25 protein-coding genes and 1 pseudogene are annotated in these 25,231 nt (G+C 26.9%); 12 read left to right on the top strand and 14 right to left on the bottom strand.

What is annotated here, in order from left to right; translation table 11 throughout:
• The 4 genes from CP960_RS08710 to CP960_RS08695 form a co-directional block, all read right to left on the bottom strand.
• The coding region (locus CP960_RS08710; protein ID WP_133121146.1) for an RNA polymerase beta'' subunit family protein at positions 1–1,377 on the bottom strand (1,377 nt) is incomplete at its 3' end.
• 98 nt (positions 1,378–1,475) lie between these two features.
• Entirely contained in the window at positions 1,476–3,011 is a 1,536-nt protein-coding gene (locus tag CP960_RS08705) for an endonuclease/exonuclease/phosphatase family protein (RefSeq protein WP_101185026.1), read from the bottom strand.
• Positions 3,012–3,047: 36 nt separating this feature from the next.
• Entirely contained in the window at positions 3,048–3,701 is a 654-nt protein-coding gene (locus CP960_RS08700) for a ferritin family protein (RefSeq protein WP_101185025.1), read from the bottom strand.
• Positions 3,702–3,784: 83 nt separating this feature from the next.
• A complete protein-coding gene (locus tag CP960_RS08695) occupies positions 3,785–4,222 on the bottom strand; it encodes a Dps family protein (protein ID WP_101185024.1) in 438 nt (145 codons plus the stop codon).
• 201 nt (positions 4,223–4,423) lie between these two features.
• Here CP960_RS08695 and CP960_RS08690 point away from each other — a divergent pair, with 201 nt between their 5' ends.
• Positions 4,424–4,828 (top strand): Fur family transcriptional regulator, encoded by a 405-nt coding sequence (locus tag CP960_RS08690; RefSeq protein WP_101185023.1) that lies wholly within the window; start codon positions 4,424–4,426, stop codon positions 4,826–4,828.
• 7 nt (positions 4,829–4,835) lie between these two features.
• On the opposite strand, the gene CP960_RS08685 is transcribed toward CP960_RS08690, so the two are convergent.
• Positions 4,836–5,756 carry a calcium/sodium antiporter gene (locus tag CP960_RS08685; RefSeq protein ID WP_101185022.1) on the bottom strand — a complete coding sequence of 307 codons (921 nt, stop codon included), beginning with the start codon at positions 5,754–5,756 and terminating at the stop codon, positions 4,836–4,838.
• Between the two features lie 2 nt (positions 5,757–5,758).
• Complete coding sequence (gene ybeY / locus CP960_RS08680) at positions 5,759–6,178, bottom strand: rRNA maturation RNase YbeY (protein WP_101185031.1); 420 nt, start codon at positions 6,176–6,178, stop codon at positions 5,759–5,761.
• Between the two features lie 142 nt (positions 6,179–6,320).
• On the opposite strand from ybeY, the gene CP960_RS08675 reads away from it, so the two are divergent.
• Positions 6,321–6,617, top strand: coding sequence for a sll1863 family stress response protein (locus CP960_RS08675; protein ID WP_101185021.1), 297 nt, complete (start codon positions 6,321–6,323; stop codon positions 6,615–6,617).
• Between the two features lie 25 nt (positions 6,618–6,642).
• Here the strand turns inward: CP960_RS08675 and radA are convergent, their stop codons facing one another.
• A complete protein-coding gene (gene radA, locus CP960_RS08670) occupies positions 6,643–7,992 on the bottom strand; it encodes a DNA repair protein RadA (protein WP_101185020.1) in 1,350 nt (449 codons plus the stop codon).
• A gap of 331 nt (positions 7,993–8,323) precedes the next feature.
• On the opposite strand from radA, the pseudogene CP960_RS08665 reads away from it, so the two are divergent.
• The 3 genes and pseudogenes from CP960_RS08665 to CP960_RS08655 all read left to right on the top strand — a co-directional run.
• A pseudogene (locus CP960_RS08665) lies at positions 8,324–10,132 on the top strand (methyl-accepting chemotaxis protein); the annotation flags it as partial.
• Between the two features lie 252 nt (positions 10,133–10,384).
• On the top strand, positions 10,385–11,281 hold the full coding sequence (locus tag CP960_RS08660) for a DMT family transporter (RefSeq protein ID WP_228152045.1): 897 nt from the start codon (positions 10,385–10,387) through the stop codon (positions 11,279–11,281).
• Positions 11,278–11,832, top strand: coding sequence for a YqiA/YcfP family alpha/beta fold hydrolase (locus tag CP960_RS08655; protein WP_101185018.1), 555 nt, complete (start codon positions 11,278–11,280; stop codon positions 11,830–11,832). Before CP960_RS08660 ends, CP960_RS08655 begins: the two co-directional genes overlap by 4 nt.
• A 14-nt stretch (positions 11,833–11,846) precedes the next feature.
• Here CP960_RS08655 and CP960_RS08650 read toward each other — a convergent pair whose 3' ends face one another.
• The 6 genes from CP960_RS08650 to CP960_RS08625 all read right to left on the bottom strand — a co-directional run bounded on the left by CP960_RS08650 (position 11,847) and on the right by CP960_RS08625 (position 17,174).
• Positions 11,847–12,794, bottom strand: coding sequence for a c-type cytochrome (locus CP960_RS08650; RefSeq protein WP_101185017.1), 948 nt, complete (start codon positions 12,792–12,794; stop codon positions 11,847–11,849).
• A 73-nt stretch (positions 12,795–12,867) separates the two neighbouring features.
• Entirely contained in the window at positions 12,868–14,004 is a 1,137-nt protein-coding gene (locus CP960_RS08645) for a sensor histidine kinase (RefSeq protein WP_101185016.1), read from the bottom strand.
• Positions 13,988–14,653, bottom strand: coding sequence for a response regulator transcription factor (locus CP960_RS08640; protein WP_101185015.1), 666 nt, complete (start codon positions 14,651–14,653; stop codon positions 13,988–13,990). Before CP960_RS08640 ends, CP960_RS08645 begins: the two co-directional genes overlap by 17 nt.
• Complete coding sequence (locus tag CP960_RS08635; protein ID WP_101185014.1) at positions 14,650–15,534, bottom strand: cache domain-containing protein; 885 nt, start codon at positions 15,532–15,534, stop codon at positions 14,650–14,652. Before CP960_RS08635 ends, CP960_RS08640 begins: the two co-directional genes overlap by 4 nt.
• Before the next feature lie 20 nt (positions 15,535–15,554).
• A complete protein-coding gene (gene ftsY, locus CP960_RS08630) occupies positions 15,555–16,613 on the bottom strand; it encodes a signal recognition particle-docking protein FtsY (RefSeq protein WP_101185013.1) in 1,059 nt (352 codons plus the stop codon).
• Positions 16,614–17,174, bottom strand: a complete 561-nt coding sequence (locus CP960_RS08625; protein WP_101185012.1) for a TlpA family protein disulfide reductase — start codon at positions 17,172–17,174, stop codon at positions 16,614–16,616.
• A 61-nt stretch (positions 17,175–17,235) separates the two neighbouring features.
• Here CP960_RS08625 and CP960_RS08620 point away from each other — a divergent pair, with 61 nt between their 5' ends.
• Both CP960_RS08620 and rny read left to right on the top strand, forming a co-directional pair.
• Positions 17,236–17,775, top strand: a complete 540-nt coding sequence (locus tag CP960_RS08620; RefSeq protein WP_101185011.1) for a 5-formyltetrahydrofolate cyclo-ligase — start codon at positions 17,236–17,238, stop codon at positions 17,773–17,775.
• 22 nt (positions 17,776–17,797) lie between these two features.
• Complete coding sequence (rny, locus tag CP960_RS08615) at positions 17,798–19,345, top strand: ribonuclease Y (protein ID WP_228152046.1); 1,548 nt, start codon at positions 17,798–17,800, stop codon at positions 19,343–19,345.
• Positions 19,346–19,379: 34 nt separating this feature from the next.
• Here rny and CP960_RS08610 read toward each other — a convergent pair whose 3' ends face one another.
• The gene (locus CP960_RS08610; RefSeq protein ID WP_101185010.1) at positions 19,380–19,976 is read right to left on the bottom strand and encodes a hypothetical protein; all 597 of its coding nucleotides are present in this window, start codon (positions 19,974–19,976) and stop codon (positions 19,380–19,382) included.
• 354 nt (positions 19,977–20,330) lie between these two features.
• Between CP960_RS08610 and CP960_RS08605 the strand changes: the two genes are divergently transcribed.
• From CP960_RS08605 to CP960_RS08585, 5 genes are all read left to right on the top strand, one after another.
• Complete coding sequence (locus tag CP960_RS08605) at positions 20,331–21,482, top strand: 5-(carboxyamino)imidazole ribonucleotide synthase (RefSeq protein ID WP_101185009.1); 1,152 nt, start codon at positions 20,331–20,333, stop codon at positions 21,480–21,482.
• Complete coding sequence (purE, locus tag CP960_RS08600) at positions 21,479–22,003, top strand: 5-(carboxyamino)imidazole ribonucleotide mutase (RefSeq protein WP_101185008.1); 525 nt, start codon at positions 21,479–21,481, stop codon at positions 22,001–22,003. The genes CP960_RS08605 and purE overlap by 4 nt, the downstream gene beginning before the upstream one ends.
• A gap of 12 nt (positions 22,004–22,015) precedes the next feature.
• Positions 22,016–22,609, top strand: a complete 594-nt coding sequence (rsmD, locus tag CP960_RS08595; RefSeq protein ID WP_101185007.1) for a 16S rRNA (guanine(966)-N(2))-methyltransferase RsmD — start codon at positions 22,016–22,018, stop codon at positions 22,607–22,609.
• A gap of 8 nt (positions 22,610–22,617) precedes the next feature.
• Positions 22,618–23,412 (top strand): ABC transporter permease, encoded by a 795-nt coding sequence (locus tag CP960_RS08590; RefSeq protein ID WP_101185006.1) that lies wholly within the window; start codon positions 22,618–22,620, stop codon positions 23,410–23,412.
• A gap of 110 nt (positions 23,413–23,522) precedes the next feature.
• Positions 23,523–25,229, top strand: a complete 1,707-nt coding sequence (locus tag CP960_RS08585; RefSeq protein WP_101185028.1) for a Na+/H+ antiporter NhaC family protein — start codon at positions 23,523–23,525, stop codon at positions 25,227–25,229.
• Positions 25,230–25,231 lie beyond the last annotated feature (2 nt).

Here is a 25,231-nt window from a genome sequence, read left to right as displayed (position 1 = left end):
TTTTTCTTTATATGTTGCATTTGGATTTAGATATTTATAATTATCTTTTGTTACAAAGCTATGTTTATCTACATAATATTTTACTATATCTTTCAAGCATCCATTATTTAAATATGCTACATCTTTTATGTATGATTTTGCAATATCAAAAGTTTTTTCATCTAATATATTTGCAAGATTATTTGAAGATGTTAGTATAGAACTACATATTTTATCACTTAAAAGTATCGTAACTAATTTTTGATAAGTATCTTTTAACTCTTTTACATCTTTTTCTTGTTTTTCATCTATATAAAATGTATCTACAAGATTCGCAATAGTATATGCATATGAATTTTGTTTTTTAATATCTTCAATAATATTATCATTATAAGCATATGCTAGTTTATAGTTTGTGTAGTATCTTTCATACATATCTTCTATTTGGGCTAAGATATCTTCTATTATACAAAGGATATTTAATCTTTTATTTTTATCCTCTTTATTTACTTTATACTCTTTTTGTAGTTTTATATCATCTTTTGTAAGTATTGTTTTATTTATACTATTTGAGTCTTTAAAATAAAAGCTATTTTTATTATCTGGCTCTTTTGGATTTATTATCTGTTTTTTTAGTTTTAATATATCTATTTTATTTGTAAGTCTTATACTACTATATGAGATAGTTATTTCACTTTGTTCATATATTGGTATATAGTTATATTTTATTTTTGTATTTGTATTTTCAAAAAATATCTCTTGTAGTTTTTCACTATATAGTGTTCCTCTACTTAGTACTTTATACTCTTGTATTTTATCATCTTGAATAACATACACATAGGCAAAGGTATGCACATGAACATTATCTTTTATTTGAACAAACTCTTTTTTTCCTACATAAGTATCATCAGATTTTAAAAATGCTCTTGTTGGTCTAAGTGGTCTATATATATCTTCACTTTTTCTTATTAAGTACAAAGAGTATTTTTCTGTTTGTTTTATCTCTTCTTCTTGTTTTATCGCTTCTTCTAGTGGTTCTTCTTCTTTTACAACACTACTTTCTATACTTGGTGGGGCAATGATTTTTGAAGTTGTTTGTCCTGGTGCTTTTAATACAACTGCTCTTCCTTTATCTGTTTTAAATCCATCTGTTCTTAATAAAAAATGATTGGCAGTTGATTTTACATTTGTTTCTGTTCCTGCTGTTGATATTGAAGCTACTTTTGTACATTTATTTTTACTTCTTGGGCAAGCTACTGGAGCTCCTATTATATCTTTTAGGTATAAAGGCTTTGCTCCTGCTATTCGTTCTACTTTTGCTGTGGATGTTAATGTTACTTTACCTCCACAAGCACATTGAATAACTCCTGCTTCTATTACATTATATGTATTGCCCATTTTTATACCTTACTTATAATTTATGGGCTATTTTATTTAAAAATAATTTAATAGATTATTAAAAAGTATCGTTTATTTGTAATTTTATATATATTTTACTAATATAAAAGTTTAAAGTCACTATTTTTATATATAACTAATTGTGCTTCTTGTCTAAAGTATCCAATATGTGCTTTTTTTAAAAGTAGTTTTGTATTGTTTTTTGGAATTAGTTTTTTATTTTTAAAATATAATCTAATTTTTTTATTATTATAGTAAGCATATCTATTTTTATATATAACTTCTAAGTTTTTAACTACTTCATTTTGATATTTTAGTTTTGTTAAATCATAATTGCTATTTAAATAGTAATCTTCTATATTATTAATTTTATTTTTTTCTTTTATTATTGCAAAACTTTTAACCTCTTTTAATCCATGAAAGCTTTTAATGTCAAATATTTTTAAGTCATATGAGTAGAACTCTTTTAGATTTTTTGCATCATATATAAAAATTGCATGATTATTTTTTTGTTTAATTATAGCACTTTTATTATTTTTATAAATTACTACTGCATCTTTTACAATAAAAGGTTTATCAATATGTGTTACCTTATACAAATCTTTGATTGAGGTTATATTTTGTTGTTTTTTTTCATATGGCTTTAGCTCAAAACTTGCTAAAATTGGTAGATGGTCTGAAAAACCTTTATTTTGATGTACGCCTCTTTTTATTTGCCAAGAGTTGATTTTTCTATTTTTATAAAGATATTTAGGTTTAAATACTTTAAAACTATTATTTATATATGAGATTTTTTTACCATCAAACATAGAGTAGGGTAAAAGAATATTATCTAAAGTTGTATTTTTTCCTCTAAAGATATATGAGAATCTTTCATTTTGTGGTAGTTCTAGCCAAAGATTATAGTGTAAGTTTTTTGATAAGTTTAAAATGGAAGTTTTAGTTATAAATCTATTTTCATCAATGGTATTTAAAATATCATTAATACCTGTAAGCTTTAAGCTATCATCTAAGTTTTTTTCAAGATATAAAGTTTGTTTTTCATCATAATTAGAGTTTAAGTCACCTAAAATAATATAATCATAATCTTTTGGAAGTTGTTTTATTCTATTTAAAAGAGTATAAGCATATTTTATTCTATAACTTTCTGCAACTTTTTTTGAAGGCCAATGATTATTGAAAATTTTAAACTTAACATTTTCATAGTAAAATGTAGTTTCCATTATTGGTCTAAAGAGTTTATCCTTGAATTTTACTGATATTTTTTTATTATGTAATATTTTGATATCACTTAAAAAGCCTAATCCAACAGCACTATTTTTATATTTTAATAAAGATATATATCTATATCTTGGAAGTTTTCTTCTTAAGTCTTTTAATACTTTTATTGATTCTACTTCTTGTAGTGCTATGATATTAGCATCAAGTTCTTTTATTACTTTTACAAGATTTTTAAGTTTTGTATTATATGTATTTTTATTCCAATTTGCTTTTGTATTAGGTATATACTCTTTGTATTCTGTTTTGTCATAGTTTAAGTCAAAAAGATTTTGTACATTGTAAGAGGCTACTTTTAACTCAATTGCAAAGCAACTTGTAAAAAAAATTGTAAATAAAAATATATATTTTCTCATAATCTTTTAGTGAAATAAAGTAGAGAAAACTCTACTTTATTTTTTTGTATTTAATCTTGATTGGTATTCTTGTGGATGTTTACAAACTGGACATACTTTTAGAGCTTTTTTACCTCTATGTACATGCCCACATACTTCACATATCCACTCTTCTTCGTCATCATCGCTTTCAAACTCTTTACCTGCTTCTAATCTTTCTAAAAGAGATTTATACATATTTTCATGTTCAATCTCAATTTTTCCTATCATATCAAGCATTTTTGAAATTTGTCTGTGTCCATCATCTTTTGCAATTTTTGCAAAGTCTGGATACATAGTTTCATTTTCATAACTTTCACCTGCAATTGCAATTTTTAAATTTCCAATAGTATCTTCAAACTCTTTTCCAGTTAATAGTTCATTACAGGCTTTTAGTTCTAGTTTTGCATGCATTTTTTCATTATTAGCAGCTCTTTGAAAGTGTTCAGCAATATCTCTATATCCCTCTTTTTGAGCGATTTTTGCAAAGTATTCATATTTGTTTCTTGCCATTGATTCGCCAGCAAAGGCTTTCATAAGATTAACAGCAGTTAAATTCTGCGTAATCATCTCCATTTTTTCGCCACAGCAGTGAAGCTCTCCTCCACCTACAGACTGTACTTCAACAACATTTCCACATTTATTACATTTATAAGATTCATACTGTCTCATTTTAACTCCTGTTAGTATGTTTAGATGAATATTCATCTTTAAAGATTATAATTCATCTAAACTTAAAAAAGACAATTATGAATTTATGCTAAAGATGATTTAATCATCCAAATATTTTTTTCTAAATGTGCAATATTATCATCAGCAAAAGCTACTGTTGTGTTATCATTATTTTCATCTGCAACTTCAGAAAGTTTTTTAAACTCTTTTAAAAATTTTTCAAAATCTTCTAATATATTTGATAATACATATTTTGCATCAAAATCAGTTTTTTTATCTTCTTTAATAAATGTATTATCTGTTATTTCATTTATTAAAATTAATGGTTTTTCATTTAATTGAAGTAATCTTTCTGCTGCATCATCATAAATTGTACTAAATTCACCATACATTTTCTCTGTCATCTCATGAATAGGGAAAAACTGTAATCCTTTTATATTCCAGTGATAGTTATGTAATTTTGTATACATTACTAATGAACTACCTTGAATTAACTTTAATTGTTTTAAAACTTTTTTCATTTTAAGCTCCTTTTGGATAAAATTTTTCTTTAGAGAAATTGTATCAATCTATTTCTTAAAGGAAAATTATTTTCCTTTAATAGTTTTTGATACTTATCTAAATTTATATTTTTTTTAAATAAACTCATAATAACAAAAAAAAGTGGAAATTAAAAGGTATATATAGTATTATTTCACGAAAGGTATAAAAGGGTAGAAAATATGATGAATTATACAACTTTACTAAAAGAGTATGATTTAAAAGTTACTCCACAAAGAGTAGCAATAGTTGAAGAACTTTATACAAATGGTCATATGAATATTGATGACCTTTATAAAAAGTTATTAGCTAAATTTCCATCTATTTCTCTAGCTACAATTTATAAAAATGTAAATGCAATGATTGAAAAGGTATTTTTAAATGAAGTTAAGATACCAAATGCAAAGTCAGTTTATGAATTAGTTAAAGATGAACATTCACACTTAGTTTGTTCATCTTGTGGAAAAATAGAAGATATAGAACTTGATGTATCAAGTTTAGTTAAACAAGCTTCAACTTCGAAAAATTATACGATAAATCAAACTAGTATTGTTTTTGCTGGATTATGTCCGGCTTGTTCAAAGTAGTTTAGCCTTAAGCTAAACTATTTTGGATTACTAAAGCTAGTACTACAAGAAGAGCGATTCCAGCAGACTTATTATAAAGTTTATTCGCAGTTATAAATACTAACATTAAAGAGACTATAAAAGCAGCTGTAATATCAAAGAAATTTTTAGTTAAATCTACATTTAAAACATTAACAATTGAACTAACACCTAATACCATTGTAAAGTTTGCAACATTTGAACCAATAATATTTCCTATTGCTAAGTCAGCATTGTTTTTCATTGCAGATTTTATTGAAATAGTAAGTTCAGGTAAGCTTGTTCCAAAGGCTATTAAAAATAAGCCAATTACCCATTCGCTAATTCCAAATGTTCTTGCAATATTTGAAGCACTATCAATAGCAAAGTCAGCTCCACCTACAACAAAAATAAAACCTACTGCAAGTAATAGCAATGTTTTTATCCACTCAAACTTCTCTTTTGCAAGCTCTTCATCAATCTCTTCTACTTGATTTGAATTAATTAAGAAAATAAGGTATCCACCCATTAAAAATAGAAATAAAATACCATCAACAGCATTTAATTTTCCATCTATTGCCATTAAAATAAAGACTAAAATAGGAAAAAGTGACCATGCAGAATCCTTTGCAAAAAGGTCTCTATTGGGAGATATTTTTTTAGCAACTAAAAATACAGCACCTAAAACTAAAGAAATATTAAAAATTGTACTTCCAATAACATTTGCAACTGCAATATCACCACTACCTTTTAAAGAAGCAGACATAGATACTGCCATTTCTGGTAAACTTGTACCAACTGCTACTAGTGTTGCCCCAATAACAAAGTGTGATATATTATAATGAAGTGCAATTTTCTCACTTTGTTGAATAATAAATTCTGCACCGTAAATTAGTGCAGTCATAGAGACAATAAAAATTAAAAAATCCATTTTTATGAGTTCCTTATAATTAAACTATTTGGTAAATTATATTTTTTGATTAGTTCTTCTTCTTTTTGTCTATGTTCACCATTATCTACTTCGTGGTCATATCCTAAAAGATGAAGAAGGCCGTGTATAAAAAGAAGAGTAAATTCATCTTCTTTTGAGTGATTATACTCTTTTGCTTTCTCTTCTACAAACTCTTTTGATATTACAATAGACCCTAAAGGCATATTAGGCATATCAAACTCTAAAGGAAAACTAAGGACATCAGTTGGTTTGTCTTTTTGTCTATGTTCTTTATTTATCCTTTGAATTTCACTATTATTTGTAATAATCAATTCAATATCTTTATTTGTCAAATTAAAAGCAATCTTTTCAAGCTTTTCAAGGCCTATTTTAAAATTTACACGATTGTCTAAATCAATCATTAACTTTCCTAATTTTTTTGCAATAATATCTAAAATAGATTGAAATAAGATTAAAATTTTGTTTAAGCTAGATTTAACTTGAAAGGCTTTAGTGTAAAAGCATTGTCCAAATACAAAGTTAATTTTTAAAGGAGGACATCTCATGACTAAAAAAGAACTTTATGAAAAGAAGATTGAAGGAAGACTTCAAGAGTTAAAAGATGAGATTTCTATATTGAAAACAAGAGTTGATAACGCAAAAACAGAAGTAAAACTTGAGTATGTAAATCAGCTTGAGAATCTTAAAAATTTAGAACAAATAGCAGAAAAAAATTTAGATGAATTTAAAAATAAAAGTGATGACACTTGGGAAAAGTTTAAAGAAAATATCGAAGAAAGTTGGGATAAACTTAGTTGTGAAATTACCCAATTAAAGAAAAAATTTAAAGAAAATGAGTAAAAGTTCAATTTTGAACTTTTATTCATTAGAATAACTCAATCATTTTTGGAACTTCATCTACTGCAAAAACTTTTATATTAAGTTTTGTAGATGGTTTTTGTGCACAAATAGCTTTTTTTATTCCTTGTGCTTGAGCCTCTTTTAATCTCATATCAAGAGAATAAACATCTTTTATTTCACCTGTCAATGAAACTTCTCCAATAAATGTTGATTCTTTTGATAATGGTCTATCTCTAAAAGAGCTTATGATACTTGCAATAACTGCTAAATCAGCAGAGCTCTCTTTGATTCTTATTCCACCACTTATATTTACAAAAACATCATAATGATTTAGTGGTAAATCAATTTTTTTCTCTAGTAAAGCTAATAGCATATTTAATCTATTTACATCAAATCCTGTTGCAGTTCTTTTTGGATTTGGATAAGTGCTTTCAGTAACTAAAGCTTGTACCTCTAATATAAGTGCACGACTTCCTTCCATAGCTACTGTTAAAGCTGAACCACTTTGAGGTTTTGATTTATTGAAAAATTTTGAAGCTATATCTTTTGCACTTACTAAACCTTCATTTGTCATTTCAAAAATACCTATTTCAGAAGTGCTTCCAAATCTATTTTTAAAGCCTCTTAGCATTCTTATTTCTTTACTAGCTTCTCCTTCAAAATATAAAACCGTATCAACCATGTGTTCTAATACTCTTGGACCTGCTATTGCACCATCTTTTGTAATATGACCAATGATAAACATTGCAATATCACTATCCTTTGCTTTTCTCATAAGTTCAAAAGTGATTTCTCTTACTTGAGAAACTGAGCCAGGAGCAGAAGTTAAAGCTGAAGAATATATTGTTTGTATTGAATCAATGATTACAACTTCATAATCTTGTCTTAAAAGTTCATCCATTATCTCTTCTAGTTTGATTTCACTTAAAAGAAATAATTCATTATGATTTGCTTCTAATCTATTTGCTCTTAATTTTATTTGTCCTGCACTCTCTTCTCCTGAAACATACAAGACTTTTTTACCACTAGAAGCTATACTTCCTGCAACCTTTAAAAGAAGTGTTGATTTACCAACTCCTGGACTTCCTCCAATTAAAGTTAAACTTCCTGGAACAATTCCTCCACCTAATACTAAATCAAATTCACTATTATTTGAACTAAATCTTGTAATATCATCTTGTTCTATTTGTGTAATAGGCTTAGCTTTAGATGTTGTTGATACAAGTTTTGTTGTTTTTTTTAAAATCTCTTGTTGTTCTTCATTTAGTTCTATGAAACTATCCCAACTGCCACAGTTTGGACATTTACCAAGCCATTTTGTTGCTTGTTCTCCACAGTGTTGACACTCAAATAGTGATTTTTTCTTTTTAGCCATTTACTACACCTTTTGCTTTATTAAGTGTAATAATACACAAAAAAATCTTATCAAAAATAAAATATTACAAATTGAAAGAATTATAATGTCAAAAAAAAGTTACACTTTTGTTACAAACTGAATCACAACTTAGAATTTTATTTTAAATTTTTCATTTTAAAATTATTTTTAATTTCAATACATATATGATACATAAACTAGGAGGAATGAGATGGCGATGTTTAACAGCATAAAAAGTAAATTGATGACACTTGTAGTTTTACCAGTGTTTATTGCAATTTTAATTACTACTGTAATAACAGTTAGTTTAACATATAAAAATAGTGAGGAAACTATTAAAGATTTTGAAAACTCAGTGGTAAATGAAAAAAAAGAGTTACTAAAAAATCAAATTATGACTATTCACACAATAGCAGAACAGATTATTAAAAATAGTAAAACTAAGCAAGAAGCAAGAGAAGAGATTATAAAAGTAGCTTCAAGTGCAAGATTTTTAGATGGAAGTGGATATTTCTTTGCATATGAAAAAAAAGATGATGGTTTCTATTTTGGTTTTCATGGAACAAAACCACAACTTAATGGACAAAAAACAGATATAAAAAAAGAGGATATTAAGGGTTTTGCTTTTAGAGAAGCTTTAATAAATAGTGCAAATGATGATAATCATTTTGTTGAATATTATTATAAAAAACCAAATACAAATAAACTTATAAAGAAAATGGCATTTTCAAAAAGTATTGATAAGTTCAATTGGACTTTAGTTACAGGTATTTATCTTGATGATATTGAACAAAAAGTAACTAAAATTGAAAAAAGAGTTGACGAAGATGTAAATACTTTAATTATAACATTAGTTTCAATTGTATTTGCAATATTAATTGTGTTAGTTTTAATTGTATCTTATATTTCAAAGGTTTCTTTAATTGAACCTTTAGAGGTTTTTGAAAAAGGTTTATTATCTTTCTTATCTTTTCTTAATAAAGAGAAAAAAAGTGTAGAGTTAATTGAAGTAACAACAAAAGATGAAATAGGAATAATGACAAAACAAATAAATGAAAATATTAAAAAAATCAAACAAACAATAGAACAAGACAATTTGGTTTTAGAAGATGTTACTAAAGTAGTTAATGATGTTAGTTCAGGGATTTTATCAAATAAAGTAGAAGCAAAAACATCAAATACAGTAATAAATCAATTAACACAAAATCTTAATACAATGATTACAAATTTAGAAAATATTATTATGCATACTATTGATGTCTTAAAATCTTATGAGCAAAGAGATTTTACAAAAGTAACAAATATGTCATGTCAGGGACATTTGTGTACACTAATGAGTGGGGTAAATAATCTTGGAGTTGAAATTTCAAAGATGTTAAATGTTAATTTACATAATGGCGAAACTTTAAAAAGTAGTTCAAATAAATTATCTTCTAATATGATTAGATTAACAACAAGCGCAAATGAACAAGCAGTATCTTTAGAGCAAAGTGCTGCAAATCTTGAAGAGATAACTCAAACAATGAGAGAAAATAGTTCAAATATTAATGAATTAGCAACTAATTCAAGTAGCTTAAAAGATGAAGTATCAAGAGGAAAAGAGTTATCAAGAAAAACAACAAACTCAATGGAAGATATAAATAATCAAGTTCAAGCAATAATAGAGTCAATTACTATTATTGACCAAATATCTTTTCAAACAAATATCTTAAGTCTAAATGCAGCAGTAGAAGCAGCAACAGCTGGTGAAGCGGGTAAAGGTTTTGCAGTAGTTGCACAAGAAGTTAGAAATCTTGCAAATAGAAGTGCTCAAGCAGCAAGTAAAATAAAAGATTTAGTAGATAGTGCTACTATTAGTACAACAAATGGAAAAGAAGTAGTTGAACAAATGTATAAAGGTTTTGAAAGTCTAAATGATAATATTATGCATACAACAAAAATAGTTGAAACAGTTACTTATAACTCAAATGAACAGATGAAAGGTTTAGAGCAAATAAATAGTGCTATTTCTCAACTTGATAAAACTACACAAGAAAATGCATTAATAGCAACACAGACAAATGAAGTTGTAAAAACAGTTGAAAACATGTCTAATCAAATTGCTAATGAAGTTAGAAAAAACAATTTTGTACATGATTAGTATCCTTTTAAAGGATACTAATTAATAAACTTTTAAAATATAACTTATAAAAAAATCAAAGTACACTTTTATCATAATTTAGTTATTATTAATTATTAAATGAAGAGAATAGTTGAATAGTACTATCTATTTTATGTAACTTTATAAAGTATTAAATAACTACTAAAAAATAATACCAAAAGTAATACTTATACTTTTGTAAATAATATAAACTCTTTTAAATATTATAATTTCAAAAATTAAGGATAATTATTGAAAAATACTTCAACTTTACAAGCACATATGTATGTTCTTTTTGCTACATTTTTAGTTGCTGGTTCTTTTTTAGCTTCTCAAAAACTTGCAAATGTAGTTAATCCTTTGTCTTTAACTCTACTAAGATTTATAGGGGCAATTTTAATAATGGCACCTTTTATTTTAGTTAGAAAGTCATTAAGAGATGGAATATTTAAAACACTACCAAGGGCATTGATAATTAGTCTTTTTTATTCACTCTATTTTATGGGTATGTTTGAAGCTTTAAAAGTAACAACTGTTTTAAATACAGGAACTTTATATACACTTGTTCCTTTAATGACAGCAATATTAGCTCTTTTTATTTTTAAAGAGAAAATAAGTTTTAATAAATTAATAGTATATTTAGTTGGTTTAGTAGGAACTTTATGGGTTATTTTTAAAGGTGACCTTAATTTACTTTTATCTTTTTCTTTAAATAGTGGAGATTATATATTTATAATTGGTTCATTTTGTATGTGTTGTTACTCAATTTCAATTAAACTTTTATATAGAAATGATAATCCTTTAGTTCTTGTATTTTGCACTTTAATTGGAGGTGCTTTTTGGATGGCTTTGGGAATGTTGATTTTTCAAAAACCTTTAGATTGGCATCTAGTTCAAGGAAACTTAATTTATAATATGCTTTATTTGATAATTGGAACTACAATTATAACTCTGTTTTTATATCAAAAAAGTACAGTTATTTTAGGTCCTTCAAAAGTAATGTCATATATTTATTTAAATCCAGTTGCAGTTGCAGTACTTCTTTTACTAATTGATAATAAAAGTATTGAAACAATTGTTATTCCAGGTATTATAATTACTTCAATTGCAACATTTTTACTACAAAAAGATAAAAAGGTAAAAAGATGATAGTTTATATACATGGATTTGGAAGTAGTGGATATGGAGGGAAAGCTACTTTATTTAAAGAGTATTTTAAATCAAAGATTATTGCTCCTTCTTTATCTTATGTCCCTTTTTTAGCAATTGATACTTTAGAGCAGTTAATTAAACTTTTGAAGCAAAAAGGTGAAGAAGTTAATCTTATAGGCTCTTCTTTAGGTGGATATTATTCAATATATTTAGCAAATAAATATAATTTAAAAGCAGTATTAATTAATCCTGCAATTTATCCATATAAAACATTAGATAAAATAGGATTGGCAAAAAACTATTTTGATGATACAAAATTTGAAATTACTTCAACACATTTAGAACAGTTAAAACAAATAGAAGTACATAATATAAAAAATCAAGAAAAATTTTTAACTTTACTACAAACAGATGATGAAGTATTAGACTATAAACAAGCTATAAATAAACTTCCTGATTCTAATTTAGAAGTTGTAAAAGGAGGAAATCACTCTTTTGAAAATATACAAAGTTATTTTTTAAAGATAGAATCTTTTTTTTATAAATAGTAAGCAAATGCTTACTATTTACCGTTTTTAATCTCTTCTAAATTAAGTCCTAAAGCCTTAAAGTTACTTTCAACTGTATGTTTTTCTTCTAATACTTTAGAGTTATAATAACCCATTTGTTCTCTTGGAAGAAGTCTTTTTTTAAGGTCAAACGATGCTCTTTCTTGTGCATTCATATATAAAACCACATCTGCAACATCTTGGTCACTCATACTGTTACCTTGACCTAAAGGCATATTTGATTTAACCCAAGCTGCAGCTTTATCTAATTTACTCATACCTGCACCAGTATTATAACTTAACCAGTTTCCATTTGCATCTTTACCCCATAATGGTGGAAATGCTGCTACACCTTCACCATTTGCACCGTGACATGATGCACATTGATTTTTATAAATCTCTTTTCCTGCTAAATAGTTTTCATGAGTGGCTTTTTTTTGAATCTTCTTAAAGTGTTTTACTGCTTTTGGATATAACTTAGTATTATGCTCACTCCAAGGACCTTTTTCATTCATTTTGATTTTTTTACCTTCTGATAACCAAGTAATATATGCAGCCATAGCTACACTTGCTTCACTATCAATAATTGGTCTTTTACCATTCATACTTCTCATAAAACAGTTATTTGATCTATCTTGAAGTGTTTGAATTGTTTTTTCTCTTTTAGACCATGCAGGAAAAGCTGCTGCTGTACCTATCCAACTAGAGATACCTCCTGCTGTACCTGGTTTACCATCTGCACCTTTTAAGTGACAGCTTTTACATTGTAGTTTGTTCCCTACAAAATCTTTTGTTAGTGGGTGAGTATCTGTATTATTCATAATATCTTCACCTAGTTTCACTAATTTACCAAGTTCTCCTTTTGGGTACTCTTTTGGTGCAGTCATATCTTGTGCTGCATATGTAAATGATGAAAGTAGAGTAAATAATGCTGTTACAGCAATCATTTTTTTCTTAATCATGGTAGCTCCTTTTAAATGATAAGGAATTATATAAATATAAAGTTACTTTTATGTTTACTTTTAATAGTACAAATTAAGAATTATTTAAGAATATGTAAGAAAAAACTGTTCCATCATCTTGTGTTGAGTTTAGAGTAATCTTGATATTATTTAATTCACAAATATTTTTTACAATATTTAAACCAATACCAAAGCCCCCTTTTATATGATTTTCTTTGTAGTATCTGTTAAAAATTGTTTTTTTATTTTTTATTGGATTTGCAAAATTATGTACACCAAAAATTATATTATTATTTTTATCTTTTTTTAAATCTATTGTTATATTTGTATCTTTATATGAGTATTTTATTGCATTTGAAATTGTATTATCAATAATTCTTTGTAAATGAGTTCTATTAATATAAATAGTAATATTATCTTTAATATTTAAGATAAAATTTAAGTTTTTAGTAGTGCTAAGACTTTCAAACTGGTCAACTCTTTGTTTTAAAAAATATGTAAAATCTACTTTTTCTTTATTATATTTTACACTTTTTTGTTTTATTAAGTACTCAATATCTTCATATACTAAAAAAAGATTTTTTACAGCATTGATTGATCTATTTAACTCTTTAGTATCTGGTTGTTTTTCATCTAAAATCTCTAAATTTAGTTGAATTACTCCTAAAGGAGTTTTTAATTCATGCATAGCATCATTGAAAAAAGCATCAAGATATTCATTGGCTTTTTTGTATGGTTCAATACTAGCTTTAATAATTAAATATATTGAGATAAAAATAAAAAGTCCTATACATAAACTAAGAACTAAGATTTTTAAATATACCTCTTTGTAAGAGATGTTTTTCTCAACTTTTAAATATCTTGCACCTAATCTATTATTTGATAATTCAATCTCTATACTCATTTTTGAATCTTTTTTTATATTAACACTTCTTGTTTTATAGATGATTTTTTTTTCATTTGTAAGTAAAGTTGCTTCAAACTTGAAAGATTTAGGAAAATTAAAAGTATTGCTTTTTGAGTTTGAAAAATCATAAATAGCTCTTTGTATTTTTTGTGCATGTTCTATTAATATTCTATTTTGATTATTTTTATAATTTTCTAATTCTAAGTTAGTATAAAAATATGTTGGTATGGCAATAAAAATAAAAAATATTGCAGTATAAAAAAGAGATATTTTAAATATAAAGTTTCTACTCTTCTCTAACAATTTTATATCCTATCCCTCTTTGATTTACTATAAACTCTTTAGAAGTTTTATCCCTAATTTTTTTTATACAAACTCTTATATCTGCTTCACAAATATATTTGTCTTCCCAAACTTCGCTTCTTAGCTTTTCTATACTTATAAATTGATTTTTATTTGATACTAAACAAAAAACAACTTCCGTCTCTTTTTTTGTTAGCATTATTGGTATTGAGTCTTTAAATAACTGTTTTTTTAATATGTCATATGTAAAATTTGGTTTTAGCTCTATTTCTTTACTATTTTCATTTGCATAAAAAAGTTTTATTAATTGTTCTACTCTATATTTTAACTCTTTAGGAGAGAAAGGTTTTTTTATATAGTCATTACATCCAAGTTCATAACCTAAACTTAAATTATTTATATCAGTTAATGAAGTTATATAAATAACAGGAGTATTATCATTATTTTCTCTTATGCTTTTTACTACTTCATATCCATTCATTTTAGGTACTCTTATATCTAAAATTAGTAAATGGTATTTATTTTCGTGTATTGCACTTAAGGCATCTTCTCCATCTTCAAAGTCATCAATCTCATATCCTAAAGACTCTAAATAGTCTTTAATACTAAGTTTGTATTCTAAGTCATCTTCAAGTAGTAAAAGTCTCATTTTATTTCAACCTTTGTGCTATTATCAACTCTTTCATAATCAAAAGAGTTATTTAAATTAATATGATTTTTATTTTTTATAGAAGTAAAAATATATCCTAAATGCTTATTATTTAAATCATAATATGAAAAATATGCAAAAGAGTGTTTTTTTGTAGATATATAACCATAATCTTTTAGATTTTCTAAATCTAAGTTTTCTAAATTTTTAATATTTTCCTTATTTACTAAAATATAGTTTTTTATTTTAGGTCTATTTTTTAATTTTGTTGCAATATTTAAATGTTTTTTATCTAACAATACATATAAAGAGTAGCCTTTTTGTTTTAGTTGTTTTGATAGATAGCTAAAACCTACTATTACTTCAATAGAACCTATAAATTTACCATCTTTTTTCATAGGAGAGATAGCTTTTATATTTAATCTTTTACCAAGTTCTATTGATACAATTGGTTTTTTATCTGTTTTTACTTTTACTATACCTTGTCTAAAACTACTAAGAGGTATATCTTTAATACTAATATCCCAACTTCTTAAATAAGTTGTCATATCACTATTGTGTATTTGCACTTCAAAACTACTATTTTGTAACTGTTTTAATCTATTGATTTTTTTATTTATTACATCAAAACTCTCTTCTCTATTATTTTTTAAAAAGCTATTTATTATCTCTTTATCTTCTGCTAAAAGAATAGATAAAGATAAAGCATATCTTTTTTGTTCATTAAAAAGGTTTTTTGTTGTACTTAAAGAGTTTTCTAATCTATTTAATAAATCATCACTATTGTTTAGATTTTTTAAAAAATAAAATGTTAGTAGAATAAAAAATGAGGTTACAAGTACTATTGTAATTAAGTACTTGTTTGCTTTTATAAATTGCAATCTTCACCTCATTTTATATTTTATTGTTCTTGAGTATATATTTCGTCTAATAAACTATCAACAAATTCATCTGGACTAAATTCAATTAAATCATCTTGTTTCTCACCAATTCCTACATAAAAAATTGGTAATTCAAGTTGATTAGAGATAGAAAATAGTGCACCACCTTTAGCTGTACCATCAAGTTTTGTCACTATAATACCATCTACTTGTACCATTTCATTGAATGCTCTTGCTTGAGATATGGCACTATTTCCTTGAGTTCCATCAATAATAAGTAATTTTTGATGAGGTGCACCTTCTTGTGCTTTATTACAAACTTTTACAATCTTTTTTAATTCATTATTTAAGTTTGTTTGTGTTTGTAGTCTTCCTGCTGTATCAATAATAACATTATCAATATCTTTTGCAACTGCTGATGAAATTGTATCATATGCAACTGCACTAGGGTCATGACCTTGTTTTGTTTTAATAATTGGAACATCAATTTTTTGTGCCCAAGATGATAGTTGTTCAATAGCAGCAGCTCTAAATGTATCTCCTGCACCTAAAATTACACTTTTATTCTCTTTTTTAGCTTTATTAGCAAGTTTTGCGATTGTTGTAGTTTTCCCTGCACCATTAACTCCTATAATTAATCTTACAAAAGGTTTAGGTAAGTTTGATAAATCTACATTTGGAGCATGTTCAAAAAGCATTACAAGTCTATGTCTTAACTGTTTTCTTGTAATCATTTCTGGAAGTCCATCCATGGCTTTTTCAATAATTTCATACTCCACATCTGCTTCAATAAGTAGTTCTTCTATATCATCAAAACTAATTTTTTCTTTTCTGTGTGGAACAACAGATTTTATATTTGCAAATGTTTTTTCTAAAGCTTTTGAAAAAAAGCCTTTGTGTTCTTGAGACTCTTCATTTGATAGTTGCTCTTTTTGTTCTTCTTTATCAACTTGAGCAGTTTCTACTTCATCTAAAGAAATCTCTTGCTCTTGTTTTATCTCTTCTTGAATAAGCTCTTTTTCTAAAGGTAGCTCTTCTTGTGTTTTTTCCTCTTTTTTCTTCTTAAAAAAACTAAACATCTATTTTTTCCCAAGTGATTTTTTTATATCTGTTTCTAACATCTCTTCTGGAACAATTCCTGTGTATTCTTGTACAATTGTACCATTACTTGTAATTAAAAACGTTGTTGGAATATTTTTTATTCCTCCTAAAGCATTTGCTAATTTATAGTTTTCTTCACTATTTACTATTTTATATTGGATATTGTATTTGTTTTTAAAAACTTCTAAAGCTTCATTTGATGTAGGTTTACCATCCTCTTGTGCTAAACTTACAGCAACAATTTCTAAATCATTAGGGTATTTTTGAAATAAATTATTAAAATGTGGCACTTCTGCTTTACAAGGTTCACACCAAGTAGTGAAGAAATGTAACAAAACAATTTTTTTCTTTTGCTCTTCAAAAATAATTTTTTCACCCTCTTTATTAATTGTAAAATTTGTTCCATCAATATTGTTTAATTGGAATTCTTTTTTTATTTCAGCTTCAGTTTTACCATCCTCATTAACTTTAGAATCACCACAACCTGTGAAAAAAAGTATAGATAAAATTGCTACAAATGCGATATTCTTAAACTGCATTTTAATTCCTTTTGGTAAAATAATTTGCTGGGTAAGAATTTTATCCAAGTAAGGCTTAAATATGGAAGAGAGTCACAAACGTGATTTTAGAAAATCGTGTATTAAAAGATTAGAATTTGAGAGTCGTTTTTCAAAGATTTATAAAGACAAAAAAGTAGTTAAAGATTTATATACATTTATAAAAAAGTATAAAGCAAAAAGAGTACTTTTATACATTCCAATGGGAATAGAAGTTGACGTTATGCCACTATTAAAAAAACTTCGCAAGGAGAGGGAGTGTGAAGTTTATGTGCCGTATATGGTAGAAGATAGTTTTAAAGCAGTCAAATATAGATTACCATTGAAAAGGAAAAAATTTGGTATTAAAGAACCACCAAATTCAAATTTCAAAGCAAGAAAGATTGATTTAGCAATAGTTCCTGTTGTAGGAGTGGATGGACTATGCAAAAGAATTGGCTTTGGAAAAGGGATGTATGATAGATTCTTTTATCGGTTAGGCTATACACCATGTATAGTTTTTACCCAATTAAAACTTTGTAAAACGCCAAAAATATTATCTAATGATTACGATATTCAAGCTAATTATATAATTACAAATTAAGGTTTTGAATATGGAATTAATAATGATGGAATCAATTGTTGTAGGGGTTATTACTGCCATTCTTACAGCTTTGGTTAGTGTACTAATAGTTAAAAAGTTTTATAGTGCGAAGTTTGATATTTTAATTGAACAAGCAAAAGCAAAAGCAAAAGTAATTGAGCATGAAGCAGAGGTAGTATTAAAAGATGCTCAAATAAAAGCAAAAAAAGATTACGATAAAGAGTTTAGAGCAGCTAAAAAAGAGTATGATGATATGCTTTTTAAAATAGAAAAAAAAGAAAAAGAGCTAAATAAACATCTTGAAACTGAACTAAAAGTAATCCAAGAACAAAAAGCTGAGATTGTAGAAAAAAATAAAAAAATTACTACAATTAAAGAGGGTTTAAAAAAACAACAAAAAACTTATGAAGATAAAATAAGTAAAGCAATTAAAGTTTTAGAAAATGCTTCTGGACTTACTCAAGAAGAAGCAAAAGAGTTAATGCTTGAAAAAGTAAAAGAAGATAGTAGAGCACAAATAGCATCTATTTTTAGAAAGCAGTATAAAGCAGCTGAAATAAATGCTAAAGAAGAGATAAATAATATGCTTTCTCAAGCGGTTACAAGATATGCTGGTGAGTTTGCAGCAGAAAGATTGATAAATAATCTTCCTTTAAGTGATGAAGAAACAAAAGGAAAAATTATTGGAAAAGAGGGTAGAAATATTAAAGCACTTGAGATGCTTTTAGGAGTAGATATTATTATTGATGATACTCCAAATACTATTACTATCTCATCTTTTAATCTTTATAGACGTGCAATTGCAACTAAAACTATTGAAGAGCTTTTAGAAGATGGACGAATTCAACCAGCAAGAATTGAAGAGATTTACAAAAAAGTAAAACATGAGTTTGATAAAAATATTCAAAAAGAGGGTGAAGATGTTATTTTAGAACTTGGCATTGGTTCTATGCATCCAGAATTAGTAAAATTAGTAGGAAGATTAAGATATAGAGCTTCTTATGGTCAAAATGCATTAAAGCATACTTTAGAAGTTGCAAATTTAGCTGGATTATTAGCTGCTCAAATGGGTGGAGATGCAATCTTAGCAAGAAGAGCAGGTCTTTTACATGATATTGGAAAAGCATTAACTCATGATATGCCCGGTTCTCATGTACACTTAGGGGCAGAGATGTGTAAAAGGTATGAAGAGAATGAAACAGTTATAAATGCTATTTATGCACATCATGGACATGAAGAGCCTATAAATGTTGAAAGTGCTGCTGTTTGTGCAGCAGATGCTTTAAGTGCTGCAAGACCAGGTGCTAGAAGAGAAGTATTAGAAAGCTTCTTAAAAAGAGTAGAAGAGGTTGAAAATATCTCTACTTCTAAAACAGGAGTATTAAATGCTTTTGCTATTAATGCTGGAAGGGAAGTAAGGGTTATTGTAAAAGCTGAATTAGTTAATGATGATGAAGCTGTACTTCTTGCAAATGAAATCGCGCAGGATATTGAAGCAAAAGTTCAATATCCAGGTGAGATTAAAGTTAATGTTATTAGAGAATCTAGAGCTGAAAGTTACGCTAGATAATCTAAATATATAATCTTATGCTAATTGCATAAGATTATATATATAAAAATGCTGCAACAATTAAAACTCCCAATAAAGTTAAATATACTCCTCTTTGTTTAAATCCATACTTTCCTTTTACCATAAAAATAGCAGATATAGCTAGAAAAAATAGTATTATTGAGTAAGCTAAAGCTAAATAAGCCCATCTATCTTGAGATGATGATTTATGTGCATCAATAAAAGGTTTTATAAATGTTGGATAAGCACTAATTGAGTAGATAACTTCTCCACTATTTTTATAATAAGTAATAATCTTCATGTTCTTTTTTCTTGAAACTTGATACTTAGTATAAGTATCTGTATCTTCAATAATTTTTATTGAATCAATTACTGATTTTTTTATTACATGTGAAGGAAGTTCTTGTTTTTGTTTGATATTTGAAAAAGCATCAATTATTTTTGTTTCTACATTAGTTGCATTTTTTTCTATCTTTGTATTTAATATATATTCTTTCTCAAAAATATGTAAATCTCTAAATGATAACATTATTCCTGAAAGAGAGTATATAATTGTTATACCTATTACTAAGTAACCTAAGTCTCTATGCCATTGTCTAAATTTTTGTGATAAGTTTTTACTTTTTTTCACTTTATTATATCTCCTTTTTTTTGAAATTGTACTCTTTAAATATTAATCTTATTTTACTCAAATGTTAATCTAAGCTTAACAAAGGTTTTTATATGCCTGAACAACTTTTAATGAAGTAAGTGCTATAATATAACAATTAGGTGTTAATTATGTGTGGAGACTGATTATTATATATGTTTGATAATTCAAACAATTTATTTGCCTTTTTATCTTACAAGTAAATATCTCTATTTTATAACTTAATTTAAAATTGTTACTTTGATTTAAAATAGTTGATAAACTAATAATAGGCTCTACTTTAGAAAAGCTGGTGTTATTTAAAAATAATTAAAATTTTGTATGGAGAAATTATTGATGAACAAAGACTTTAACTACTCAGGGTTAAAACTAGGAATTATTGGTGGGGGACAATTAGGTAAAATTATGTCTCAAAAAGCAAAAAAAATGGGATTTAATGTAACTATTCTTGACCCAACTCCAAACTGCCCTGCAGCACAAGTTTCAGATAGACAAATAATAGGTGGATTTTATGACAAAGAGAAATTAACTCAAATTGTAAATGAGAGTGATGTTACAACTTTTGAGTTAGAACATATTGATACTTCTGTATTAAAAGAGCTGTATGATGCCGGTCATAATATTCATCCATCTCCTTATGTAATGGAATTAATACAAAATAAATATGAACAAAAGAAGCTTCTTGATGAAAAGGGTATTCCTGTACCTGCATATAAGGATGTAAAAAATAATGATGATTTAGCTTCTTTTGGATTTCCTGTGATTCAAAAAGCTAAATTAGGTGGTTATGATGGTAAAGGTGTACAAATGTTAAAAACACCTCAAGATATACAAAATTGTATTAAAGCAGAATCATTTATTGAAGAGTTAGTTGATATTGATAAAGAGCTTGCTATTATTGTTGCTAGAAATATTGAAGGTGAAATTAAATGTTATCCAGTAGTAGAAATGCTTTTTGATGAAAGAGTAAATATTTGTGATAGTGTGATGGCTCCTGCAAGAGTTTCAAAACACATAGAACAAAAAGCTATTGATGTATCTATTGATTCAATTAAAGCTTTAGATGGTGTGGGTATTTTTGGAGTAGAACTATTTTTAACTAAAAAAGGAGAAGTTTTAGTAAATGAAATTGCTCCAAGACCTCACAATTCAGGGCATTATACAGTTGAAGCATGTGCTACTTCACAATTTGAACAAATTATTAGAGCAGTTACAAACTTACCTTTAGGTTCTACTAAACTTATATCACCTGCTGTTATGGTTAATTTGCTTGGAGAAGAGGGATATGAAGGAGAACCATTTATAGAGGGTATTCATGAGGCTTTGGATATTCCTGAATTATCATTTCACTTTTATGGTAAGAGTGTTACAAAGCCATTTAGAAAAATGGGACATATTACAGTTTTAGATGATGATATTAATAAAGCTTTAGAAAAAGCAAATAAAGCAAAAAATATTTTAAAAATAAAAGGGAGCAAAAAAGTATGAGTAAGCCATTAGTTGGAATTATTATGGGAAGTGATTCAGACCTTCCTGTTATGAAAGCTGCTGCACAAATGTGTGAAGAGTTTGGAATAGAGTATGAAGTTACGATAGTATCAGCACATAGAACGCCAAAAAGATTAGTAAAATATTCAGAAAGTGCAGAAAAAAGAGGAATTAGAGTGATTATAGCAGGAGCTGGAGGAGCTGCACATCTACCTGGAATGGTTGCTTCTCTTACTGCTCTTCCAGTAATTGGAGTACCTGTTAAAGGTTCATCATTAGAAGGAATGGATTCACTTTTATCTATTGTTCAAATGCCAGGTGGAGTTCCTGTTGCTACAGTTGCAATTAATGGGGCAAAAAATGCAGGTATTCTAGCAGCACAAATTCTTGGTGTAAAAAGTAAAGAAATAAGAAAAAAAATCAAAGAGTACAAAAAAAGTATGCTTGATGAAGTTCAAGTTAAAATTGATAAATTAGAAGATATAAAATATGAAGAGTATTTAAAAACAATATCAAAATAAGTTTTAGGAAATATGAAAAAAAATAATATATTAACAACACAAATAATTGCAGGTAAATATAAAGGTAAAAAAATTGAATTACCTTCTTTAGATGTTACGAGAAGTTCAAAATCAAGACTAAAAGAGTCCTTTTTTAATGTTTTGCAGTTTGATATTATAGATAAAATTTTTATAGAAGCTTTTGCAGGAAGTGGAAGTATAGGTTTAGAAGCAGTTAGTAGAGATGCTAAAAGATCTTATTTTGTAGAAAAAGATAAAAATTCATATAATATATTAGTTAAAAATTGTAAAGCAATAGAAGTAGATAAATGTCAAACTTTACATGGAGATACTTTTGTTCAATTACCAGCTATTTTAGATAGTTTAAAAAACTCAACAGATGAGTTAATAGTTTATATTGATCCTCCCTTTGATTATAGAGATGGAATGGATGATATTTATGAAAAATCATTTGAAATTGTAAGAAATATCAAAAATAAAAATATTTTTTTAATAACTTTTGAGCATGTATCAACTTTAAATATGCCAGAAGAGTTAGGTCTTTTTAAGTTAAATAAAACTAAAAAGTTTGGAAAAAGTTCGTTGTCATATTATATTCATAAATAAGAGTATATATGTTTAAAGTTGCAGTTGTAGTATTAATATCTTTAGTAATAGCTGTTTTTTTATTACCTTTTTTTTATACTACATCTGCATACGCATTAAATCCAAATGAGATTTTGTCTTCGCCTTCTTTTATGCATCCTTTTGGAACAGATAGATTAGGAAGAGATGTTTTAGCAAGAGTTTTACAAGGTGGGCAGACTTCTTTAATTATTGGTTTTTTATCTGCTATGATTACTTCTATTATTGGGCTTTTTATTGGGATAAATGCAGGTTTTTTTAAAGGAAAAGTAGATAAAACAATTACAGTATTAATAGATTTGTTTTTAACTTTTCCTACTTTTTTTCTACTTTTAGCATTAGTTTCTTATATTCAAGCTTCTACAATAATTTTAATTATAGTAATTTCAATTACCGGTTGGATGAGTATGGCTAGACTTATAAGAAGTGAAAGTTTTGCAATTTCAAATAAACCATATATAAAGATATTAAAATTAGCAAATGTTTCAAATACAAAAATCATATTTAAATATTTTGCTCCTCTTTTAGCCCCAATTTTTCTTATCTCTTTTACTTTTACAGTAGGTGGTGCAATTTTAGCTGAGTCAGGACTCTCTTTTCTAGGATTAGGAGTAAATCCTCCTAATATGTCTTGGGGTAGTTTATTAAGTGATGGAAAAGCAGTAATTGATATAGCTTGGTGGGTTAGTTTTTTCCCTGGTCTTATGATATTTCTTGTAACTTTTAGTCTTATTCAAATATCTGATTTTTTACAACAAAAAGCGAATACAAAAGATATTTTATAATTTCATATTATCTTTTGCATCTATTCTTGATGAAACTTATAAATAACAATTAAATGATTTTTATGTTAAAATAGCAAAATTTTTTAAACGGAGATTTTAATTTGAACAGAATAACAAAAAGCGTGTTGTTAATGGCATTTTTACCTGTGATGCTATTAGCTGACAAAAACGCTAATGCTGAGCTGTTTGGAGTGTGGACCTTACTTCCTCCATTAGTAGCTATTGTGTTGGCTTTTATCACAAGAAATGTGATTTTTTCACTATTTATGGGTATTTTTGTAGGTACATTTATGGTAAATGTAGTTGATGGTAATGTATTTCTAGCATTTGCAGGAGCATTTGTAGATGTTGTAAGAAAGATGATTGGTTCAATGGCTGATTCTTGGAATGCGGGAATTATCTTACAAGTACTTACAATTGGTGGTTTAATCGCTGTAATTACTAAAATGGGTGGACCAAGAGCAATCGCTCAAAAACTTGCAACTAAAGCAAAAACTCCAGCAAGTGCTCAAATATATACTTGGCTTATGGGTTTTTTTATTTTCTTTGATGATTATGCAAACTCACTAATTATTGGTCCTATTATGAGACCTGTTTCTGATAAACTTAAAATAGCAAGGGAAAAACTTGCTTTTGTTATCGATGCTACTGCTGCACCAATTGCGGGGATTGCACTTATTTCTACTTGGATTGGATATGAAATTTCACTTATTAAAGATGCATATGTAATGATAGGACAACCTGATATTAATGCTTATGCTATTTTTGTTGAAACTATTCCTTATAGATTTTATAACATTTTGATGTTAGCATTTGTTTTCTTCTCTGCATATTTTCTAAGAGAGTTTGGACCAATGAGAACAGCAGCAATTAGAGCAGCAAATACTGGTAAAGTATCAAGACATAAAAGACAAGAAGAACACCTAAATCAAGAGTCATCAACACTTGCTCCAAAAGAAGATGTAGAATACTCAATGTGGAATGCAATTATTCCTATTTTTTCACTAATAGTAGTTGCTTTTTTAGGTTTTTATTTTAATGGATTAAGTGCTTTAGAGGGAGAGACTTTAAAAGCTGTTCAAGAAAATCCTTATGCATTTAGTTCTATTCGTGATTGTTTTGGTGCGGCTGATGCTTCAATTGTACTTTTTGAAGCTGCTCTTTTTGCTTCAATTGTTGCTATTGCTATGGGTATGCAACAAAAAATATTTAATCTAAGTGAAGCACTTGAAACATGGGTATTAGGTGTAAAAGCTTTAGTTATTACTGCTGTAATCTTAATCTTAGCATGGTCTATTTCTGCTGTGATTAAAGAGCTTGGAACTTCAATTTATTTAGTATCGTTATTATCTGATTCAACTCCACAGTTTATTTTACCTTCTGTAATATTTATTTTGGGTTCTATTATCTCATTTTCAACTGGTACTTCATATGGTACAATGGGAATTTTAATGCCTTTAACTATTCCTTTAGCAAATGCTGTTGGACTTCATGTAGGTTTAGAGCCTATGGCATTAAGTGATTATATTATTTTAAATATTGGTGCTGTTTTAACAGGTGCAATTTTTGGTGATCATTGTTCTCCTATTTCTGATACATCAATTCTTTCATCAATGGGTGCTAGTTGTGACCATATGGACCATATTTCTACACAGTTACCTTATGCATTATTTGTAGGTGCAATTGCAATTATATTTGGATATATTCCAGCTGCATTAGGATATTCAGCAGCTATTTTACTTCCTCTTGGAATTGTTGCTATTATTCTAACAATAAGATTTTATGGGAAACCATTTTTAAATCAAGAAACAAAATAAAA

Source organism: Malaciobacter halophilus, from assembly GCF_002837275.1.
In the GTDB taxonomy this organism is placed as follows: Bacteria; Campylobacterota; Campylobacteria; order Campylobacterales; family Arcobacteraceae; genus Malaciobacter; species Malaciobacter halophilus.
This window is presented reverse-complemented; position numbering and strand designations above follow the sequence as displayed.

Coding starts and splice junctions, on each gene's coding strand:
- CP960_RS08620 (WP_101185011.1), top strand. CDS start 17,236: ATGGAAGAGAGTCACAAACGTGATTTTAGAAAATCGTGTATTAAAAGA.
- CP960_RS08655 (WP_101185018.1), top strand. CDS start 11,278: ATGATAGTTTATATACATGGATTTGGAAGTAGTGGATATGGAGGGAAA.
- CP960_RS08605 (WP_101185009.1), top strand. CDS start 20,331: ATGAACAAAGACTTTAACTACTCAGGGTTAAAACTAGGAATTATTGGT.
- radA (WP_101185020.1), bottom strand. CDS start 7,992: ATGGCTAAAAAGAAAAAATCACTATTTGAGTGTCAACACTGTGGAGAA.
- ybeY (WP_101185031.1), bottom strand. CDS start 6,178: ATGATTGATTTAGACAATCGTGTAAATTTTAAAATAGGCCTTGAAAAG.
- ftsY (WP_101185013.1), bottom strand. CDS start 16,613: ATGTTTAGTTTTTTTAAGAAGAAAAAAGAGGAAAAAACACAAGAAGAG.
- CP960_RS08695 (WP_101185024.1), bottom strand. CDS start 4,222: ATGAAAAAAGTTTTAAAACAATTAAAGTTAATTCAAGGTAGTTCATTA.
- rsmD (WP_101185007.1), top strand. CDS start 22,016: ATGAAAAAAAATAATATATTAACAACACAAATAATTGCAGGTAAATAT.
- CP960_RS08625 (WP_101185012.1), bottom strand. CDS start 17,174: ATGCAGTTTAAGAATATCGCATTTGTAGCAATTTTATCTATACTTTTT.
- CP960_RS08650 (WP_101185017.1), bottom strand. CDS start 12,794: ATGATTAAGAAAAAAATGATTGCTGTAACAGCATTATTTACTCTACTT.
- CP960_RS08675 (WP_101185021.1), top strand. CDS start 6,321: ATGACTAAAAAAGAACTTTATGAAAAGAAGATTGAAGGAAGACTTCAA.
- CP960_RS08685 (WP_101185022.1), bottom strand. CDS start 5,756: ATGGATTTTTTAATTTTTATTGTCTCTATGACTGCACTAATTTACGGT.
- CP960_RS08690 (WP_101185023.1), top strand. CDS start 4,424: ATGATGAATTATACAACTTTACTAAAAGAGTATGATTTAAAAGTTACT.
- rny (WP_228152046.1), top strand. CDS start 17,798: ATGATGGAATCAATTGTTGTAGGGGTTATTACTGCCATTCTTACAGCT.
- CP960_RS08590 (WP_101185006.1), top strand. CDS start 22,618: ATGTTTAAAGTTGCAGTTGTAGTATTAATATCTTTAGTAATAGCTGTT.
- CP960_RS08640 (WP_101185015.1), bottom strand. CDS start 14,653: ATGAGACTTTTACTACTTGAAGATGACTTAGAATACAAACTTAGTATT.
- CP960_RS08705 (WP_101185026.1), bottom strand. CDS start 3,011: ATGAGAAAATATATATTTTTATTTACAATTTTTTTTACAAGTTGCTTT.
- CP960_RS08700 (WP_101185025.1), bottom strand. CDS start 3,701: ATGAGACAGTATGAATCTTATAAATGTAATAAATGTGGAAATGTTGTT.
- purE (WP_101185008.1), top strand. CDS start 21,479: ATGAGTAAGCCATTAGTTGGAATTATTATGGGAAGTGATTCAGACCTT.